Annotated in this window: 18 protein-coding genes; 3 read left to right on the plus strand and 15 right to left on the minus strand. The window is 62.5% G+C overall.

Annotation, left to right across the window (positions count from 1 at the left end; genetic code table 11):
• Nucleotides 1-7 precede the first annotated feature (7 nt).
• The gene (locus AB7951_RS16095) at nt 8-1,504 is read left to right on the plus strand and encodes a cryptochrome/photolyase family protein (protein ID WP_120291118.1); all 1,497 of its coding nucleotides are present in this window, start codon (nt 8-10) and stop codon (nt 1,502-1,504) included.
• A gap of 74 nt (nt 1,505-1,578) precedes the next feature.
• Nucleotides 1,579-1,941 carry a hypothetical protein gene (locus AB7951_RS16100; RefSeq protein WP_068730647.1) on the plus strand — a complete coding sequence of 121 codons (363 nt, stop codon included), beginning with the start codon at nt 1,579-1,581 and terminating at the stop codon, nt 1,939-1,941.
• 82 nt (nt 1,942-2,023) lie between these two features.
• Here AB7951_RS16100 and AB7951_RS16105 read toward each other — a convergent pair whose 3' ends face one another.
• Nucleotides 2,024-2,911: a DMT family transporter gene (locus tag AB7951_RS16105; RefSeq protein WP_120291116.1), complete on the minus strand. Its 888-nt coding sequence runs from the start codon at nt 2,909-2,911 to the stop codon at nt 2,024-2,026.
• A gap of 101 nt (nt 2,912-3,012) precedes the next feature.
• Here AB7951_RS16105 and AB7951_RS16110 point away from each other — a divergent pair, with 101 nt between their 5' ends.
• A complete protein-coding gene (locus AB7951_RS16110; protein ID WP_120291114.1) occupies nt 3,013-4,140 on the plus strand; it encodes an S-(hydroxymethyl)glutathione dehydrogenase/class III alcohol dehydrogenase in 1,128 nt (375 codons plus the stop codon).
• 156 nt (nt 4,141-4,296) lie between these two features.
• Here the strand turns inward: AB7951_RS16110 and AB7951_RS16115 are convergent, their stop codons facing one another.
• The 14 genes from AB7951_RS16115 to AB7951_RS16180 all read right to left on the minus strand — a co-directional run bounded on the left by AB7951_RS16115 (nt 4,297) and on the right by AB7951_RS16180 (nt 18,511).
• Nucleotides 4,297-4,947 (minus strand): acetate--CoA ligase family protein, encoded by a 651-nt coding sequence (locus AB7951_RS16115; RefSeq protein ID WP_120291112.1) that lies wholly within the window; start codon nt 4,945-4,947, stop codon nt 4,297-4,299.
• Nucleotides 4,895-5,263: an OB-fold domain-containing protein gene (locus AB7951_RS16120; protein WP_120291110.1), complete on the minus strand. Its 369-nt coding sequence runs from the start codon at nt 5,261-5,263 to the stop codon at nt 4,895-4,897. Before AB7951_RS16120 ends, AB7951_RS16115 begins: the two co-directional genes overlap by 53 nt.
• Nucleotides 5,260-6,396, minus strand: coding sequence for a thiolase family protein (locus AB7951_RS16125; protein WP_120291108.1), 1,137 nt, complete (start codon nt 6,394-6,396; stop codon nt 5,260-5,262). The genes AB7951_RS16120 and AB7951_RS16125 overlap by 4 nt, the downstream gene beginning before the upstream one ends.
• Nucleotides 6,397-6,562: 166 nt before the next feature.
• Entirely contained in the window at nt 6,563-7,729 is a 1,167-nt protein-coding gene (locus AB7951_RS16130; RefSeq protein ID WP_120291106.1) for an acyl-CoA dehydrogenase family protein, read from the minus strand.
• Nucleotides 7,730-7,732: 3 nt separating this feature from the next.
• Nucleotides 7,733-8,953: a CoA transferase gene (locus AB7951_RS16135; protein WP_120291104.1), complete on the minus strand. Its 1,221-nt coding sequence runs from the start codon at nt 8,951-8,953 to the stop codon at nt 7,733-7,735.
• Between the two features lie 249 nt (nt 8,954-9,202).
• Nucleotides 9,203-10,741 carry an AMP-binding protein gene (locus tag AB7951_RS16140; RefSeq protein WP_120291102.1) on the minus strand — a complete coding sequence of 513 codons (1,539 nt, stop codon included), beginning with the start codon at nt 10,739-10,741 and terminating at the stop codon, nt 9,203-9,205.
• A 15-nt stretch (nt 10,742-10,756) separates the two neighbouring features.
• Nucleotides 10,757-11,926 carry an acetyl-CoA acetyltransferase gene (locus AB7951_RS16145; protein ID WP_120291100.1) on the minus strand — a complete coding sequence of 390 codons (1,170 nt, stop codon included), beginning with the start codon at nt 11,924-11,926 and terminating at the stop codon, nt 10,757-10,759.
• A gap of 49 nt (nt 11,927-11,975) precedes the next feature.
• Nucleotides 11,976-12,638, minus strand: a complete 663-nt coding sequence (eda, locus tag AB7951_RS16150) for a bifunctional 4-hydroxy-2-oxoglutarate aldolase/2-dehydro-3-deoxy-phosphogluconate aldolase (protein ID WP_120291098.1) — start codon at nt 12,636-12,638, stop codon at nt 11,976-11,978.
• A gap of 13 nt (nt 12,639-12,651) precedes the next feature.
• Nucleotides 12,652-13,575, minus strand: coding sequence for a sugar kinase (locus AB7951_RS16155; RefSeq protein WP_199712087.1), 924 nt, complete (start codon nt 13,573-13,575; stop codon nt 12,652-12,654).
• Between the two features lie 7 nt (nt 13,576-13,582).
• Nucleotides 13,583-14,569, minus strand: a complete 987-nt coding sequence (denD, locus tag AB7951_RS16160) for a D-erythronate dehydrogenase (protein WP_120291094.1) — start codon at nt 14,567-14,569, stop codon at nt 13,583-13,585.
• A 164-nt stretch (nt 14,570-14,733) separates the two neighbouring features.
• The gene (locus AB7951_RS16165; protein WP_089267203.1) at nt 14,734-15,651 is read right to left on the minus strand and encodes a carbohydrate ABC transporter permease; all 918 of its coding nucleotides are present in this window, start codon (nt 15,649-15,651) and stop codon (nt 14,734-14,736) included.
• Complete coding sequence (locus AB7951_RS16170) at nt 15,644-16,603, minus strand: carbohydrate ABC transporter permease (RefSeq protein WP_120291092.1); 960 nt, start codon at nt 16,601-16,603, stop codon at nt 15,644-15,646. The genes AB7951_RS16165 and AB7951_RS16170 overlap by 8 nt, the downstream gene beginning before the upstream one ends.
• Nucleotides 16,604-16,673: 70 nt before the next feature.
• On the minus strand, nt 16,674-17,087 hold the full coding sequence (locus AB7951_RS16175; RefSeq protein WP_158596833.1) for a RidA family protein: 414 nt from the start codon (nt 17,085-17,087) through the stop codon (nt 16,674-16,676).
• A gap of 98 nt (nt 17,088-17,185) precedes the next feature.
• Nucleotides 17,186-18,511: an ABC transporter substrate-binding protein gene (locus AB7951_RS16180; protein ID WP_120291088.1), complete on the minus strand. Its 1,326-nt coding sequence runs from the start codon at nt 18,509-18,511 to the stop codon at nt 17,186-17,188.
• Nucleotides 18,512-18,536: the final 25 nt, after the last annotated feature.

Consider the following 18,536-nt stretch of genomic DNA (forward strand, 5'->3'; position numbering starts at 1 on the left):
ATGAGTGATGACCGATCAATCTTCGACCTCAACACCGACGCAGGCACCTATCGTCGTCTGGTTTCGCGACGACCTTCGTCTGTCCGATCACCCTGCCCTTCATGCCGCAGCCAGGCGCAATGCGCCGGTGATCTGTCTCTACATCCTCGATGAACAGAGCAAGGCATTGAAGCCACCGCAGGCGCGCTCGATGGGCGGCGCGACGAGGTGGTGGCTGGCGCAGTCGCTGCGCGCACTCAGCGCAAGCCTCGACGCCATCGGCGGCACACTGGTGCTGCGCAAGGGCACTGCGGCCGACGTCATTGTCGATGTGGCGCGCGCAGTCGATGCCAGCCACGTCTTCTGGAACGAGATCGCGCAGGCGCCGCATCTCGCGGTCGCCGATGGCGTTACCGAAGCGCTTGCCGACCTCGATGTCGGCACGCAGAGCTTTCCGGGTGACCTCCTGGCGCATCCTGCGACAATCCGCGCCAAGGAGACCGGCACGAAGGAGAGCCGCGGCCTGCGCGTGTTCACACCGTTCTGGCGGCGCGTTCAGACGATGGGCGAACCGGCGAAGCCGCTTCCGGCGCCGAAGAAACTCATGCCCGCGCCGAAGGTGAAGAGCGACAGGCTCACCGACTGGGCGCTAGAGCCATCGAAGCCCGACTGGGCCGGCGGTCTGCGCGAGATGTGGACGCCAGGCGAAGCGGCTGCGCAGAAACATCTGAAGCGCTTCCTGAAGGAGATCGCGGGGTATAGCAGCGACCGCGATCGGCCTGACCGCGAGATCACGTCCCGCCTGTCGCCGCATCTTCGCTTCGGCGAGATCAGTCCGCGTCAGATCTGGACCGCTGCGCATTTCGCAGCTGCAGAACATCCGAAGCACAGCAGCGACATCGCAAAGTTCATGAGCGAAGTCGGCTGGCGCGAGTTCTGCCGCCATCTGCTGTTCGATGTTCCTGATTTGGCCACGGGCAATCTGCAATCATCCTTCGATGAGTTCCCATGGAAGACCGATCGCAAGGCGCTGCGCGCGTGGCAACGCGGTCTGACCGGCTATCCGATCGTCGATGCCGGCATGCGCGAGCTCTGGCACACCGGTGTGATGCACAATCGCGTACGCATGGTGGTCGCATCTTTCCTCGTCAAACATCTGCTCATCGACTGGCGCGAGGGCGAGAAGTGGTTCTGGGATACGCTTGTCGACGCGGATGCGGGCAGCAATCCCGCCAACTGGCAGTGGGTCGCAGGCTCCGGCGCGGATGCAGCACCCTACTTCCGCGTCTTCAATCCGATCCTGCAGGGTGAGAAGTTCGATCCCGGTGGTGTCTATGTCAGGCGCTGGATACCCGAACTGACAGAACTATCCACAAAACATATTCATCAGCCTTGGACAGCTTCACCGCTCGAACTCAAAAACGCGGGAATCACTTTAGGCAAAGACTATCCGTCGCCGATCGTCGATCACAAAGTCGGTCGCGAGCGCGCATTAAAGGCGTACACAACGATACGAAATAGTTGACTGTCGATAACACACTCTTCAACACGCGCCCGAATCGGACTAACGTGAAAAAGTCGACAATGTTGGGGGATGCTATGAACGACGACACTCCAGTCCTGGAGCAAGTGACGGACGCGCTTAGCAGCGCAGCCGACGCGACTAAGGAAGTCGCCACCTCGGTGGCGAAGAAGGTCAAGAAGGCCGCAAAGAAAGTCGCAAAGAAAGTGACCCCGGCTAAGAAGACGAAGAAGTCCACCAAGAAAACTTCTGCGAAGAAATCTTCAAAGAAGAAAACCCAGAAAGCGAGACCAATGGCTAAGAAAGCAGTGAAGAAGACCGTCAAGAAGGCCGCCAAGAAGACCGTGAAGAAGGCTGCCAAGAAGACCGTGAAGAAGGCCGCCAAGAAGGCCGCTCCGAAGAAGGCCAAGAAGGCCAAGAAGGCTGCCAAGAAGAAGTAAGCTTCTTCGCAGATGTGAAAGCCTCCGGGTCCAAGCCCGGAGGCTTTTTCATGTCCGGGGTCTGGATTGACGCAGGATGGCGTCAGGCCCTGGCGCGGTTGACCAGCAATACCGCAGCGCCGCAGGCAATCATGCCGATGATGGCAACGGCATCGAGCTTTTCACCAAACAGAACGAACGCCATCAGCGCCGTCACGGCCGGCACCAGATAGAACAGACTCGCCACCTGGCTCGAGGCCTGACGCCGCAGCAGCCAGTAGAGCAGCCCGACAGTGCCGATAGACAGCACCACCGCGAGCCACACCACCGACAGCACGAACTCCGCCGACCAGTGGATCACATTGGTCTCAAGGGCCCACGCGCCGATGCCGAGCATGACCATTGATGCGAGTTGCTGAATGAAGCTGCCCGTGCGCCAGTCGATGCCGCCGCAATAGCGCTTCTGATAGAGCGTGCCGACGGTGATCGTGATCAGCGAAATGGCGGACGCGAACCAGCCCCAGCCCGCCTCGCCCGTCATCGGCCGACCATGCAGGATCAGCAATACGCCGGCGAGACCGAGCGCCACCCCGCCCCATTGCAGCGGCGTGACGCGCTCGCCGAGAAACCGACTGGCGAGGATCGAGGTGAGGATCGGCTGCAGGCCCGGGATCAGCGCCGACAGACCGACCGGGACCTCGTGCGCGACCGCAAACACGGTACCGGCAAGATAAAGCCCCTGCACCAGCAGCCCGGCGACGATGCTGTGGCCGATGCCCGCGCGATCCGGCCACGCCGGTCGCACCCATGCGACGATCACCGCCATGATCGCGACCACCAGCATCATGCGCACGGTCAGATAGGTCAGAGGTTCAGCGCCGTTCAGCACATACTTGGTGCCGATGAAACCGGTACTCCACAGCAGCACGAAGACGATGGGTGCTGCGCGTCCGATCAGGATTTCAAGATCGCTTTTCTGAACCTGTTTCATGGGCTGCTCAGTGCCCCATCATGTGCTAAGCGGCAATGGCTGTTTGCGCGGACCTGCCGCCTGACATCACGACACCGAGACCATTACCGAAGGAATTTGCCATGGACGTTCGCGCCGCCGTTGCCATCAGTGCCGGGAAGCCGCTGGAGATCACCACCGTTCAGCTCGAAGGTCCGCGCGACGGCGAAGTGCTGATCGAGATCAAGGCCACCGGCATCTGCCACACCGACGAGTTCACCTTGTCGGGCGCCGATCCCGAAGGTCTGTTTCCTGCGATCCTCGGCCATGAAGGCGCCGGCGTCGTCGTCGATGTCGGCCGCGGCGTCACTTCGGTGAAGAAGGGTGACCATGTCATCCCGCTCTACACGCCGGAATGCCGCCAGTGCCCGTCATGCCTGTCGCGCAAGACCAATCTCTGCACGTCCATTCGCGCGACGCAGGGTCAGGGCCTGATGCCCGACGGCACCTCGCGCTTCTCGCTCGAGGGCAAGCCTGTTCACCACTATATGGGTACCTCGACCTTCGCGAATTACACCGTGCTGCCCGAGATCGCGGTGGCGAAAATCCGCGAGGACGCGCCGTTCGACAAGGTCTGCTATATCGGCTGCGGCGTCACCACCGGCATCGGCGCTGTGTTCAATACCGCCAAGGTCGAGCAAGGCGCCAAGGCGATCGTGTTCGGCCTCGGCGGCATCGGCCTCAACGTGCTGCAGGGCCTGCGGCTCGCCGGCGCCGACATGATCATCGGCGTCGACATCAATAATGACCGAAAGGCGTGGGGCGAGCGCTTCGGCATGACTCACTTCGTTAACCCGAAGGAGTTGGGCAAGGATCTGGTCCCACATCTCATCGACATGACCAAACGCGGCGCTGACCAGATCGGCGGCGCCGATTACACCTTCGATTGCACCGGCAATGTCACGGTCATGCGTCAGGCGCTGGAAGCCTGCCACCGCGGCTGGGGCGAATCCATCGTCATCGGCGTGGCGCCGGCCGGCGCTGAAATCTCGACACGCCCGTTCCAGCTGGTGACCGGCCGCGTCTGGCGCGGCTCGGCTTTCGGCGGCGCCCGCGGCCGCACCGACGTGCCGAAAATCGTCGACTGGTACATGCAGGGCAAGATCCAGATCGACCCGATGATCACCCACGTGATGCCGCTCAGTGACATCAACAAGGGGTTTGATCTGATGAAGCGCGGGGAGAGTATCCGCGGTGTGGTGACGTTCTGATAGAGCGTCGACTTGCTTAACCCTCCCCCTTGCGGGGAGGGTCGGCCGAAGGCCGGGGTGGGGGTGCCCCACGTGACGTCATACCGTGGGGTACCCCCACCCGTCCGCGCTTCGCGCGGCCACCCTCCCCGCAAGGGAGGGTTTAACGGAGCATCCCTACTCCCCCTTGAACACCACGGCGTCCACCACGACGCAGCCGTTCGTATTCAGCATCACCGGATTGAGGTCGATGCTCATCACCCTGGCGGACGTATCCGCCATCAGCTCGCCGATCCGAACCATTGCATCCACGAGCGCATCGACATCCATCGGCAGCTCACCGCGGACGCCTTCGAACAGCGGCGCGATGCGCAGCTTCGCCATCGCGCGCATGGCATCGTCCCTGGTGAAAGGCGGCAGCAGCAGCGTGGTGTCCTTGAACGCTTCGACATATTTGCCGCCGTCGCCCACCATCACCACCGGGCCGAAGACGGGATCGCGATGCGCGCCGATCACGATCTCGCGGCGACCGCCGGTCATGGCGGCGATGATGACGCCGTCGAAGCGCGAGCCGTGCTTGCGGATGATCCCTTCCATCTCGGCATAGACCTCACCGACCGCCTCGCGCGAGGCGACGCCAAGCTTGACCAGACCAAGTTCACTCCTTGGCGACGCTGGGCTGCGTCGCGGCGACCACCAGCGGCTTGCCAGTTGGGATTTTCCGAGGCGCCGATGATGGCCACGGATTTCGGATCGAGGGCGAAGCGCAGACGGCTCATTGAGGAGTCTTTTCGAAGAACGGTACGAGGCGGCCGGTGAATCGCCGATAGCCGGCTTTTACCTTGTCGCCGATCACGAGATCGTTGGCGCCGTGGGCCATCATGCGAAAGCCTTCGGCGGTGTCGATGAGCAGAATATTATAGGGCACATGCTCGCGCGCTTCCGGCGTCCCAGCGCGCAGTACGAGCGATGTCGCATAGACGGTGCCCTCGCCGCTTGCGATTTTGTCGTCGAGATCGGACGACCCGCAGGCGGCGCAAAAGCTGCGGCGGAAATACTGGATCGACTGGCAGGCACGGCAGGACTGATAGCCGATCGCTTCAGTGCCGGTGGTCCAGTCGGCAGCGGGTTTGAGCTCGCTCATGACACGCGCTCCAGGAACATGCTGACATGGGACGACAGCACACCGCCGTCACCGTGCAGCAGCGCGACGGAAGCATCCCTGACCTGACGGTTCTCGGCCCTGCCTGTCATCTGCAGATGTGTTTCGACGAGATGCGCCATGGCGCCACCGACGCCGCAATGGCCGTAGCTCAGAAGACCGCCGTGCGTGTTGAGCGGCATCGCGCCGTGCTGGCCGAAATGGCCGGCACGCACTTGCGCCGCTGCCTCGCCGCGGCCGGCGAGACCGAGATCTTCCAGCAGCATCGCCAGTGTGATGGTGAAGCTGTCATAGACCGCGGCATAGCGCACGTCGGAGATTTCGATGCCCGTCGCCTTCTTCGCGCGCGCGATGGCGATCTCGGCGCCGAGTTCGGACAGCGCCGGCGCGGCGGTGATGTGCTGGTGGGTATGCGCCTGCGCAGCGCCGCGGACGCGGATTTTGGTTGAACTGGTCGGCTCATAGCTGACGACGAAGGCCGCGCCGCCATCGGACACCGGACAGCAGTCGAGCAGTTTGAGCGGCGTGGCGATGGTCTTCGAGGCCATCACGTCGGCGACGGTGATCGGTTCGTGAAACTGCGCACCGGGATGAGTCAGCGCATGCTTGCGCATCAGCACGGCGAATTCGGCGAGGTCTTCCTGCGTGACGCCGTATTCGTGCATGTAGCGGTTGGCGACGAGGCCGTAATAGGCCGGGATGGTCGGGCCGAGCGGCACTTCATAGGTGGGATGACCGACCTGCGCCAGCGCCTGGATCGAGGCGTCGCGGCTCTGGCCGGTGAGCCGGTTCTCGCCGCCGACCACGAGCACATGTCTGGCGACGCCGCCCTCGACGAGCTGATGCGCCAGCATGGCCATCGCCATGCCGGTGGCGCCGCCGACCTGGATCGCATGGGCATAGGACGGCGTGATGCCGAAATGCTCGGCAAACACGGTGGCCAGCATGATATGCGGCATGGTGGTGGAATAGCCGCACAGGAAGCCGTCGATGTCGCCACGCTTGAGGCCGGCATCGGCGAGCGCGAGCTCGGCAGCGCGGCTCATCAGGTCAATGGTCGATGAGCCCTCGTGCTTGCCGTAGGGAAGCAGACCGACGCCGGTGATGTAGCTCATGCGTCGCTCCAAACTCGATTGTCGTCCCCGCGGAGGCGGGGACCCATAGCCTCGGGAAGCGAAGTTAGAACGCGGCCGCAACCACAGCGCCTCACTACAAACTCGGAGGTTATGGGTCCCCGCCTTCGCGGGGACGACATGCGGAGCGTGTTGGCGCTGTCACGCATCAATACGACTTCGGCAAACCGAGCGCCTTTTCGGCGATGAAGCTCAGGATCAGTTCGCGGCTGATCGGGGCGATGCGTGGGATCAGCGACTCCCTGAGATAACGCTCGACATGATATTCCTTGGCGTAACCAAAGCCGCCATGGGTCATGACCGCCTGTTCGCAGGCGTGATAGCCAGCCTCGCCCGCGAGATACTTCGCCGAATTCGCGGCGGGGCCACAGGGCAGTCCCTGGTCATATTGCCAGCCGGCCGACAGCACCATCAGCCAGGCGGCTTCAAGCTCCATCCAGTTCTTGGCGAGGGGATGCTGGATCGCCTGGTTCTGGCCGATCGGGCGGTTGAACACGTTGCGCACCTTGGCGTAGTCGGCCGCCTTCCTCAGTGCAGCCTTGCCGAGCCCGACGGCTTCCGCCGCGATCAGGATGCGCTCGGGGTTCATGCCGTGCAGGATATATTCGAAACCGTGGCCCTCCTCGCCGATGCGATCCTCCAGCGGAATCTCGAAATCGGCAATGAACAGCTCGTTGGAGTCGACGGCCTTGCGGCCAAGCTTCTCGATCTCGTGCACGGCGATCTTGGAGCGGTCGAGATCCGTGTAGAACAGACTGAGGCCGTGGGTCGGGCTCTTGACGTCTTCCAGCGGCGTGGTGCGCGCCAGCAACAGGATTTTTTCGGCGACCTGCGCGGTGGAGATCCAGACCTTCTGACCGTTGACGATGTAGCGATCGCCCTTACGCACGGCGCGGGTCTTGAGCTGCGTGGTGTTGAGACCGGTATTGGGCTCGGTCACCGCGAAGCAGGATTTCTCGGTGCCGTCCACGATGGGCGGCAGCATACGCGCGCATTGTTCGGGCGTGCCGAAGACGACGACGGGGTTGAGGCCGAACACATTCATATGCACGGCTGACGCACCCGACATGCCGGCGCCGGATTCCGAAATCGCCCGCATCATGATCGCGGCCTCAGTGATCCCCAAGCCCGAGCCGCCATATTCCTCGGGAATACAGATGCCGAGCCAGCCAGCATCGGCCATCGCCTTGTGGAAGTCGATGGGGAAACCGCCCTCCTTGTCCTTCTTCAGCCAGTAGGCATCGTCGAAGCGCGCGCAGATCTTCTCGATGGCGTCGCGGATGGATTCCTGGTTGGCGTCGAGGGCGAAATCCATGCGTTACAGCTCCGACGTATCTGGGATAGCGGCCTGTCGGAGCACGCCATCCTTGTGCATTTTCTCGATCTGCTCGGCCGTATAGCCGACCTCGGCCAGCACCTCGGCATTCTGCTCGCCCAGATGCGAGGCAAGGCGCGTCGGATTGACCGGGGTCTTCGACCAGGTCGCCGACACCTTCATGCTGCGGATCGCGCCTTCGGTCGGATGCTCGACCTGCTGGAAGAAGTCGGTCGCCAGCATATGCGGATCCTGCATCATGCTTTCGAGCGTGTGCATCGGGGTTGACGGCACGTCGGCGTCATCGAGCAGCTTGGCCCATTCCGCCGTCGTCCTGGTCTTGAAGATGCGCGACAGTTCGGCATTCACCGTATCGATATGCTGGATGCGCTGCGGGAAGGTCGCGAAGCGCGGATCGTCGAACAGTTCCTCGCGGCCGACATGCTTGAGGAAGCTCTTCCACTGCTTGTCGTTATAGACCATCGCACAGATATAGCCGTCCGACGTCTGATACGGCCGGCGGTCCGGCGAGAGGTGACGGCCATAGCCGCCCTTGTCGAGCGGCGGATCGTAAGTGAGGCCGCCCATGTGGTCGCCCATCATGAAGCTCGCCATGGTCTCGAACATCGGGATATCGACGCGCTGGCCCTCGCCGGTCTTGTCGCGATGCACGACGCTGGCGAGAATGGCGCCAAGCGCGGTGAGCCCGACGATGCGATCGACCAGCGCATTGGGCACATAGCGCGGCACACCGTCACTGCTGATGCGCGCATTCAATGCGGGCAGCGCGGTGGCGCCCTGGATCAGGTCGTCATAAGCGGGCTTGGCGGCATAGGGGCCAGCCTGGCTGAAGCCGAATACGCCGGCATAGATCAGCCGCGGATTGATCTTGGCCATGACGTCATAGTCGAGATTGAGCCGCGCCATCGCCGCCGGGCGGACATTATAGACCAGCACGTCGGCGGTCTCGACCAGCTTGAGCAGCGCCGCGCGCCCCTCTTCCTTCTTGAGGTCGATGCAGACGCAGCGCTTGCTGCGATTGGTATTCAGGAAAATCGGGCCCATGCCGGGATTGCGCATCGGCCCGATCGAGCGGACCACGTCGCCGTCGGGAGACTCAACCTTGATCACATCGGCGCCGTAGTCACCCAGAGTCTGGGTGCAATAAGGCCCCATCATCACCGAAGTCATGTCGATGATTTTGATCCCGTGAAGTGGTCCCATCAAAGTCGTTTGCTCCCGAAAAGCGTGTGGTCAGGCGCCAATAGCGCCCCTGTTGCCTTCGTCTTAGCGGGAGCGGCTTTACGGACGCAAGGGCGCCAGACGCGGGGCCGTATGCGTGGGATGCCGGTACGCGTCAAAGTGGTAAAGGCGGCGTGTAGGATGGGTAGAGCGTCTTCGCGAAACCCATCATCTTTCGCGCAAAGATTGATGGGTTTCGCTACAGCGCTTCGCGCCTGCGCTCTACCCATCCTACAACCGCACCTTCATCATTTCCCGCAGCTCCGTCTTCAGCACCTTGCCATAATTGTTCTTCGGCAGCGCATCCAGATAGACGTAGCGCTTGGGGCGCTTGAAGCGGGCGATATTGGCGAGGCAATGCGCGTCGAGCGCAGCATCGTCAGCCGACACGCCGGGCTCCAGCACCACACAGGCGACGACGACCTCGCCCCAGTCCGGCTCGGGCACGCCAATCGCCGACACTTCCCGCACGGCGGGATGCGTCAGCAGCGCCTCCTCGACCTCGCGCGGATAGATATTGGTACCGCCGGAAATGATGACGTCCTTGGAGCGATCGGACAGCGTGAGGAAACCGTCCTCGTCGAGCCGCCCGACATCGCCGGTGCGGAGCCAACCGTGTTTCAATGTCTCGGCGTTGGCCTTGTCATTGTTCCAGTAGCCGAGCATGACCGCCGGTCCCTTGGCCTCGACCTCGCCGGTTTCGCCCACCGGCAAAGGCTTTCCGTCGGCATCGGTGATCCGCACCGACATCACGCTCTGCGCCGGGCCGACCGAAGCAAGGCGTTCGAGATAGCGCGGGTGTTCGGTATCGGCGTGGAAGGCGCGCGGCAGCGAGGTGATCGTCATCGGCGATTCACCCTGGCCGTAGATCTGCACGAAGCGCTGCCCCATCGTCGCGACGGCGTCGCGGATGTCGGCCAGATACATCGGGCCGCCGCCATAGACGATGGTGCGCAGCCCCTCGCCGCTCTCGCCGCGCTTCTTAGCCGCATCGACCAGACGGCGCACCATGGTGGGTGCGGCGAACATCGCGACATCGCCGAGTTGCTTGCCGAGATCGAGCACTTCGTCCGGCTCGAAGCCCTGGCTCTCCGGCACGACGTGGCGCGCGGCCATGCGGACATGGATAAAATTATAGAGCCCAGCGCCATGCGAGATCGGCGCGGCATAGAGGATAGCGTCCTTCTGGTGGACCTGATCGACATCGGCGAGATAGCACATGGACATGGCCCCCAGATTGCCATGGCTGAGCATCACGCCCTTCGGCCGCCCAGTGGTGCCGGAGGTGTAGAACAGCCAGGCGAGATCGTTGTCGTCACGGGACAGTGGCACTGCGGACACCGGCTCGCCATGCTGCAATTCGTGAAACGTCTCGCTGTCGATGGACAGCATCTGCATCGAGGTCGGCAGGTCTTCCTCGACCTGAACAAGCGCGCCACGGCTGTCGTCGTCGACGAAGGCCAGCCTCGCGCCAGCATTGTCGCAGATCCATGCCGCCTCGCGGCCATGCAGCTTGGCATTGATGGGGATCACGACAGCGCCGATCCACCACACCGCATACATGCATTCGAGATATTGCGTGGCGTTCGACATGAATAGCGCGACGCGGTCGCCAGGCTGAATACCGTAATCGCGCACGAGGCCGGCGCCGATGGCCGCGGCACGATGCGCAAAGGTTTTGTAGTCAGCCTGGACCGTGGTGCCGGTCAGCAGCGCCGGCGCCTGCGGATGCAGGCGTGCCGACGACGCCAGCCATTGTGCGACATTCATGGCTTCGCCCGCGCGTTACCTCGCCGGCTCGAGGATGGAGACGTAATTCGCCACTGCGGCGCCGCCCATATTGAAAATGCCGGCGAGTTTTGCATTTTTGATCTGCATGCCCTCGGGCGCCTGACCCAGCAATTGCATCGCGCTCAGCACGTGCATCGACACACCGGTGGCGCCGATGGGGTGACCCTTGGCCTTGAGGCCTCCGGACGGATTGATCGGCAGCTTGCCGTCCTTCTGGGTCCAGCCTTCCTTGATGGCGCGTGCGCCCTGCCCGCGCGGCGTCAGGCCCATGGCTTCATATTCGATCAGTTCGGCGACGGTGAAACAGTCATGCGTCTCGACGAAAGAGAGATCGCCGATCTCAACGCCGGCGGTTTTCAGCGCCTGCTGCCAGGCCACGGTGCAGCCCTCGAATTGAAGGATGTCGCGCTTCGACATCGGCAGGAAATCCTGCGCATGGCCGGTGGCCTTGATGTTGACCGCCTTGCCCATGGTCTTCGCGGTCTCGGAATCCGTGAGCACCAGTGCCGCGGCGCCGTCGGACACCAGCGAGCAGTCTGTGCGCTTCAAGGGGCCGGCGACGAACGGGTTCTTGTCGCTTTCGGAGCGACAGAATTCGAAGCCGACATCCTTGCGCATCTGCGCATAGGGATTGTGGACGCCATTGGCGTGGTTCTTGGCGGCGATCATCGCCAGCGCATCGGACTGGTCGCCGTATTTCTGGAAGTATTTTTGCGCGATGCCGCCGAACACGCCGGCGAAGCCCGCAGGCGTCTCGCCGTCTTCCGGCAGATAGGACGCGCGGAGCAGGTTCTTACCGATCTCAGGTCCCGGCGTGCGGGTCATCTGCTCGACGCCAACCACGAGCACGATCTTGGCAGCGCCGGCGGCGATCGACTTGATACCCTGATGCACGGCAGCCGAACCGGTGGCGCAGGCATTCTCGACGCGGGTGGCGGGCTTGAAGCGCAAAGCGGGATCGGCCTGCAGCACCAGCGATGCGGTAAAGTCCTGCGGCGAGAAGCCGGCGTTGAAATGACCGAGCACGATTTCATCGACATCACTGGCGGAGATGCCCGCATCGGCCATGGCTTCGGTCGCGACGCGAACCACCATGCTCTCGACGGTCTCGGCGTCGAATTTTCCGAACGGCATATGCGCCCAACCAACGATGCTGGCAGTCATGGTCGTCTCCCTGATCGATTTCAAATATTGAGCCCGTTATAGCCCGGCTTCATGGCGCTTGCAGGCTTTTCATGGTCCGCGCGCACATGGCCGTTATGCCTGCCCAATCGCCAGAACGTATCATTGAGGACGGACAGATCCAGGACCCGCCGACCGCCAGAACCATCGGCTCGGTGAGCCAGCTCGCCACATTGGCCTCGCCGACCCCGCCTGTAGGGCAGAATTTCACGTCAGGAAACGGTCCCGCCCAGGCGCGCAGCATCGCGATGCCACCGGCCTGTTCCGCGGGGAAGAACTTGAGCACATCAAAACCGCGTTCGCGCGCCTGCATCAGTTCCGAGGCCGAGGCGACGCCCGGCAGGAAATGCAGATCGCTGGAAGCTGCAATGTCCAGCAATTCGCGCGTCGCGCCGGGACTGACCGTGAAGCGCGCCCCGATGGCATAGGCCTTCTGGAAATCCGCCGGCGTGAGCACCGTGCCGATGCCGACGATGGCCTCCGGCACTTCGGCGATGACGGCCTTCGCCGCTTCAACGGCAGCATCGGTGCGCAAGGTGATTTCCAGCGTGCGGATACCACCGGCGACTAACGCCCGCGCCAGCGGCACGGCGTCGGCAACACGTTCGATCGTGAGCACGGGAACGACGAATGCTGCCTTCAGCAGCTTTCGCAGATGATCCTGACGCTGACCGATATCGAGAGGCTTGTTCATGCGGATGGTCCTCTCATGATGGTGTGTCGAACGCGATCATATCGGGCATCGCCTCGCGCGGGATGATCGCGCCGGGATGGCAGACGACAGTGCCGGCGAGATAGTGACCTGCCTGTGCGGCGGCGACAGGCTGAGCGCCGCTCAGACGTGCGTGCAGATAGGCAGCGGCAAAACTGTCGCCGGCGGCAGTGGTATCGACCACCGGCTGGGTCACCGGCTCGGCCTCGACACGCTGCGGCTGGCCGTTATGCCGTATGATGCTCGCGGGGCTATCGAGCTTGAGCACCACTTCATCGGCTTCAACGCGCGACAGCAGCTTTTCCTCGGCCTCGCCAGGATAGAGCGGCAACAAGTCCTCGGCCGAGGCCAGCACGATGTCCGACACCGCGAAGGCGCTCTGGAACGCGTTGCGTGCGATATCGAGATCGGGCCAGCCGCGGGCGCGGAAATTGGTATCGAAAGCGACGCGGACGCCTGCACCGCGCGCTTGTTGAAGCGCCGCAATCAGGCGGTCGCGTCCAGCGATGTCGAACAGCGACAGTGTGATGGCCGAGAGATAGATCAGATCATAGTCCGCGAGTGCGGACAGCAGCGCGTCAGTCTCGGGTAGACTTAGCAAGCTGCGGACAGCTGACGCATCGCGCCAGTGATAGAAGCGGCGCTCGCCCGCCTCATTGGTCTCGATCATATACAGGCCGGGCAGCTTGCCCTTGAGGCGCATCACCCGCTCAGTGCCGATGCCCTCGGCCTGCCAGCCGGCAATCATCTCGTCGCTGAGCGGATCGTCACCGAGCGCGGTGACGTAATCGACCTCCGCGCCAAGCCGAGCAAGGTAGACCGCAGTGTTCAGCGTGTCGCCGCCAAAGGACCGCGTCAGGTGCCCACCCGGCATCTGACGCAGCTCGATCATGCATTCGCCGATGCTGGCGATCCGCATGGTGGCCTCAATCGACGAACTTGCCGCCGAGTTCATCCTCGATATGGATGCGGATGATGTCGTCGAAGGTTTTCTCGGCCGTGGTGAAGCCGAGCTTCAGCGCGCGTGCGGTATCGAAATCACGCGGCCAGCCTGACACGATGCCAGTGATGACCGGATCGGTCTCGCGCTTGATGCGGGCGACGACATTCTTGCCGGCAACGCGATCCAGTGCGGCGATCTGCTGGCCGACGGTCACCGACATGCCGGGCATGCTGAGATTACGCCGCGGGCCCATCGCTTGAAGATCCGTCGTGCCGGCGTGGACGAGGAAGCCCACCGCAGAGCGCGGCGACGCGTGCCAGTGGCGGACGTCCTCGGACACCGGCAGGATGGCTTCCTTGCCGGCCAGCGGCTCGCGGATGATGTTGGAGAAGAAACCGGAGGCGGCCTTGTTCGGTGCGCCCGGACGGACGCAGATGGTCGGCAGGCGGATGCCAATGCCGTCCAGGAAACCCTTGCGGGTGTAGTCGGCGATCAGCATTTCGCAGATCGACTTCTGCGTCCCATAGGAGGTCAGCGGCGTGTGAATGAACTCGTCACCGATCTTGTCGGGGAACGGCGCGCCGAACACGGCGATGGACGAGGTGAAGACCAGCCGCGGCTTGTAGCCGCCGCCGATGGCGCGGATAGCGTCGATCAGGTAGCGGGTGCCGTCGAGATTGATGCGATAGCCCTTGTCGAAATCAGCCTCCGCCTCCCCCGACACGATGGCGGCGAGATGAAAGATCACCTCCGGCTTGTGGGCGACCAGCGGCGCAGCCGTCTTGGGGTCGGCGAAGTCCGACGTCACCAGTTCGATCGGAATCGACGCACCCGCAGGCTTTGCCGGCGCCACCACGTCCTGCAGGGTCATGCGGGTAATGTCGCGATTGCCGAGACGGCCGTCGCGAACCAGTTTCTCTGTGAGCTTGCGGCCAACCATGCCGGCGGCGCCGAGGATGAGGATGTGCAAGGGAAAACTCCTTCTTCTTGTTCTTGGGTTCAACTCTGGCCCTCATGGTGAGGAGGCGCCTCTTTGGCGCCGTCTCGAACCATGAATGAGACTACGGCCATCCTTCGAGACGCGGTCGAAGACGACCGCTCCTCAGGATGAGGGCGGTACATTGGGTAAGCCGCCTACTCCTTCACCGCGCCCGTCATCGCCGACACATAGTGCTCGACGAAGAAAGCATACAGGATCACCAGCGGCAGCGAGCCAACCAGCGCGCCGGCCATCAGCGAGCCCCATTTGTAGATGTCGCCGTCGACGAATTCGTTGACGATGGCCACAGGCACGGTCTTGTTCTGGGTCGATTGCAGGAAGGTCAGCGCATAGATGAACTCGTTCCAGCACAAAGTGAACGAGAAGATGAAGGCCGAGATCAGGCCGGGCACCGCCAGGGGAATGATGATCTTGACCAGGATCTGCCAGCGCGAGGCGCCGTCGATGAGGGCGCATTCCTCGAGCTCAAACGGGATGGTCTTGAAATAGCCCATCAGGAGCCAGGTCGAGAACGGGATCAGCAGCGTCGGATAGACCAGGATCAGCGACAGCGGCGAGTCGAACAGGCCATAGGCCTGGATGACCGAGGCCAGCGGGATGAACAGGATCGACGGCGGCACCAGATAGGCCATGAAGATCAGCGCCCCGACCGTCTCGGCACCACGGAAGCGCAGCCGCACGATGGCATAGGCGGCGAGCACACTGGCAACGATCGACAAAAATGTCGAAGCCGCTGCCACATACATCGTATTCCACAGCCACTGCGGATAGTTGGTTTCGAACAGCAGCTTTTGAATGTGCTTGAAGGTCGGCTTGATCACCCAGAACGGATTGAACCGCTCCATGTCGATCAGTTGCTCGTCGGGTTTGATCGAGGTCAGCGCCATCCAGTAGAACGGGAACAGCAGGATCACCACGATGATGAACAACGGAATGTAGAGCGTGACGATGCGCCTCGGCAGCGACTCCAGATAGGCCATGCCCTCACTGTGATCGTCTTTCTCGACGGTCGGCGCGACGGCAGTACGGTGATCGACGGCGTGATCAGTCATTGTCAGTGCCTTGCTGCCACTTGCGGCGTTGCATGCCGAACCAGGAAATGGCGATGGCTGCCAGGAGGAACGGGATCATGGCGGTGGCGATGGCTGCGCCCTCGCCGAGCCGACCCGAAAGAATGCCGCGCTGATAGCTCAGCGTCGCCATCAGATGCGTTGCATTCACCGGACCGCCGCGAGTCAGCGCCCAGATCAGCTGGAAGTCGGTAAACGTAAACAGCACCGAGAAGGTCATGACGACCGCGATGATCGGCGTCAGCAGCGGATAGGTGATAAAGCGGAAGCGCTGCCACGAGGTGGCACCATCCAGCGTCGCGGCTTCATAGAGTGACGGCGACACGGTCTGCAGACCAGCCAGTAGCGTGATCGCCACGAACGGCACGCCGCGCCAGATATTGGCGAAGATCACGCTCCCTCGTGCCCAGTTGCTGTCGCCCAGGAAATTAATGTTGTGGTCGATCAGCCCCATTTTGATCAGCGACCACGAGATGATCGAAAACTGCGAGTCGTAGATCCACCAGAACGCGATGGCCGACAGCACCGTCGGCACGATGAACGGGATCAGCACGGCGGCGCGGATCAGCGCCTTGAACGGCATGTGGCGGTTGAGCAGCAGCGCCAGATAGAGGCCGACGGCGAATTTGATGGCCGAGGCGACGATCGTATAGAGCAGCGTATTAAACACCGAGAGCCAGAAGATGCTGTCGTCCTTCAGCCATTCGTAGTTCTCTAGTCCGACAAACACGCCACCGCGACCGATGCGATCGTCGGTGAAGCTCATCCAGACGCCAAGGAACAGCGGGTAAGCGAGAAACAGCAGCAGGAATGCCGCGGCCGGCAGCATGAACCACAATGCGAGCCAGTTGCGGTTGATCCGCAGCCGGTCCCAGGCCGAGGATCTGGGGATCACTTTCCCTGCCCCCGGCATCGATGTCTGGATCGTGGTCATTGCAAGATAGCTCCAGTCGGATGTCGGCTTCGGTCTGATGTCGTGCAGTCAGTCATGCGTCATGATCCGGTTACGGCAGGATCGCTTCGCCCTCGATCTCGACACGTGCGTGCGGATCGATCAGAGCGGAAACCTGAACCAGTGTCATTGCTGGAAAATGCTTACCGAGCGTCGCGCCCCAGGCTTCGCCAATGGCGGCGCCGGACGTCTTGAATGCGTTGATGTCGGTAACATAAGCGCGCAGCATCACGATTTGCTTGGGTTCGCCGCCCGCTGCCTTCAGCACGGTGACGAGATTCTCCATCGCGTAGCGCCACTGCGTACCGAAGTCGGATCCCGCGGCGACTTCGCCCTGCCCGTTCTGCTTGCCGAGCTGACCGGAGATCCGGACGCTCCGCGTACCGCCGGCCACCACCGCATGCGCAAAACCGCGCGGCCGCGTCCAGCCTTCCGGGAGAACTGTCTTGTAGTCGGTCTCTGGCATTCCCATTCCCATCGTTCAGGCAGCCTTTTGTGAAACGAGATTCACGGCTGCTCCGGAGAGTTGCCGGCGCGGGTCGCTCCGCGCCGGCAAGGTCGTCCTCAGGCGCGGAAGATGCGCTTCGCCGCGCGCTCGGCAGACGACATCGCGGTCTTCACGTCCTCGCGGCCCGTGCAGTAATTGGCGTACATGTCGACGACCACGAAGTCGGCGATCGCCGCCGCCGCATTCTCGCTCATCTGCGCTTCGCCCGCCGGGGTCGTTGCCGTCGAAGCCACGTCGCGATATGGCGTGTTCTTCGGATCGGCGGTCCAGATCGGGTTCTTCTCGAAAGCAAGCTGGAACGGCGACAGATAGCCCTGGGCTGACTCGACCCACGGATTGAACTGCTCGGGCTCCATCATGAAGGCGGTGAACGCCTTGCAGGCCTGCGGGAACTTGGTGAAGGAGAAGATCAGGATCGGGAAACCGAGATGAAGCTCACGCCGCTTGCCGTCCAGACCGACGGGCAAATGCGCGTGGTTCATGTCTTCGGCAATCGCCGGGGCTTCCTTCTTTGCGGTCACATAGACCGAGATCCCGTTGGTCGTCAGATGCAGCTGGCCGGCCAGGAATGCCTTGTTGTTCGACGAGTCGTTCCAGGATGCGGTGCCGGGAATGAAGTTATCGTAGAGCGACTTGACGTATTCCAGGGACTTCGCGGTCTCCGGAGAATTGATCGTGACCTTGTTGTCCTTGTCGATCAGCTTGCCGCCATGGGCCCACAGCGCCCAGTGCACCCAGCCATTGGCATCGCCCGAAGCGTGGCCCAGCGCCATGCCGCCGGGGGTGCCGTTCTTGTTCATGCCCTTGAACAGATCCTGGAAGCCACCGAGATCATTCGGGAACGTCTTGTGGCCGGCCTTTTCAGCGGCGGCGACGCGATAATTCACCAGACCGCCGGTCGCAGCGACCGGAACGCCGATCCACTTGCCGTTATGCATGCCGTACTGCTTGCCGGACTCGGCCCAGCCGCCGTTCTTCTTGCCGAGATAGTCGGCGACGTCGGAGACGTCCATGCACTTGGTCGGGAACAGGAACGGCAGGGAGTACAGGCCCCAGACCATGTCGAGGCCCTGCCCGGTATTCGCCGCGACCGAAGCCTTTGGCTGAATGTCGTCATAGGATTCGTTGGAGACGGTGATGGTGACGCCGGTCGCCTTCTGGAAGGCGTCGACGATCTTCATGAAGGCCACGTCTTCGGCTTCGACGAAGCGCTTCCAGCGCAGCAGGTTGATCTTGGCGCCAGCTTCCGGCTTCCACTGTGAGGCCTGCGCCCAGGCTTTTGCGTAGCCTAGCAATTGATCCGCGGACATGGTCGCCGCAGCAGCAAGCGTGATCGCGCCGCCCTTGAGCAGAGATCGGCGATCCGGTTTAAATCCAGTCATCTTTCGTCTTCTCCCTGTAATATTG

Origin of the sequence: Tardiphaga sp. 285_C5_N1_2, assembly GCF_052076065.1 — a bacterium.
In the GTDB taxonomy this organism is placed as follows: Bacteria; Pseudomonadota; Alphaproteobacteria; order Rhizobiales; family Xanthobacteraceae; genus Tardiphaga; species Tardiphaga robiniae.

Excerpts from the sequence above, each read along its gene's own strand:
- AB7951_RS16130 (WP_120291106.1), bottom strand. The coding sequence starts at position 7,729 with ATGGATTTCGCCCTCGACGCCAACCAGGAATCCATCCGCGACGCCATC.
- AB7951_RS16135 (WP_120291104.1), bottom strand. The coding sequence starts at position 8,953 with ATGGGACCACTTCACGGGATCAAAATCATCGACATGACTTCGGTGATG.
- AB7951_RS16180 (WP_120291088.1), bottom strand. The coding sequence starts at position 18,511 with ATGACTGGATTTAAACCGGATCGCCGATCTCTGCTCAAGGGCGGCGCG.
- AB7951_RS16140 (WP_120291102.1), bottom strand. The coding sequence starts at position 10,741 with ATGAATGTCGCACAATGGCTGGCGTCGTCGGCACGCCTGCATCCGCAG.
- AB7951_RS16110 (WP_120291114.1), top strand. The coding sequence starts at position 3,013 with ATGGACGTTCGCGCCGCCGTTGCCATCAGTGCCGGGAAGCCGCTGGAG.
- AB7951_RS16155 (WP_199712087.1), bottom strand. The coding sequence starts at position 13,575 with ATGCGGATCGCCAGCATCGGCGAATGCATGATCGAGCTGCGTCAGATG.
- AB7951_RS16120 (WP_120291110.1), bottom strand. The coding sequence starts at position 5,263 with ATGAGCGAGCTCAAACCCGCTGCCGACTGGACCACCGGCACTGAAGCG.
- AB7951_RS16175 (WP_158596833.1), bottom strand. The coding sequence starts at position 17,087 with ATGCCAGAGACCGACTACAAGACAGTTCTCCCGGAAGGCTGGACGCGG.
- AB7951_RS16105 (WP_120291116.1), bottom strand. The coding sequence starts at position 2,911 with ATGAAACAGGTTCAGAAAAGCGATCTTGAAATCCTGATCGGACGCGCA.
- AB7951_RS16100 (WP_068730647.1), top strand. The coding sequence starts at position 1,579 with ATGAACGACGACACTCCAGTCCTGGAGCAAGTGACGGACGCGCTTAGC.
- AB7951_RS16145 (WP_120291100.1), bottom strand. The coding sequence starts at position 11,926 with ATGACTGCCAGCATCGTTGGTTGGGCGCATATGCCGTTCGGAAAATTC.
- AB7951_RS16165 (WP_089267203.1), bottom strand. The coding sequence starts at position 15,651 with ATGACTGATCACGCCGTCGATCACCGTACTGCCGTCGCGCCGACCGTC.
- eda (WP_120291098.1), bottom strand. The coding sequence starts at position 12,638 with ATGAACAAGCCTCTCGATATCGGTCAGCGTCAGGATCATCTGCGAAAG.
- AB7951_RS16125 (WP_120291108.1), bottom strand. The coding sequence starts at position 6,396 with ATGAGCTACATCACCGGCGTCGGTCTGCTTCCCTACGGCAAGCACGAG.
- AB7951_RS16095 (WP_120291118.1), top strand. The coding sequence starts at position 8 with ATGACCGATCAATCTTCGACCTCAACACCGACGCAGGCACCTATCGTC.
- AB7951_RS16170 (WP_120291092.1), bottom strand. The coding sequence starts at position 16,603 with ATGACCACGATCCAGACATCGATGCCGGGGGCAGGGAAAGTGATCCCC.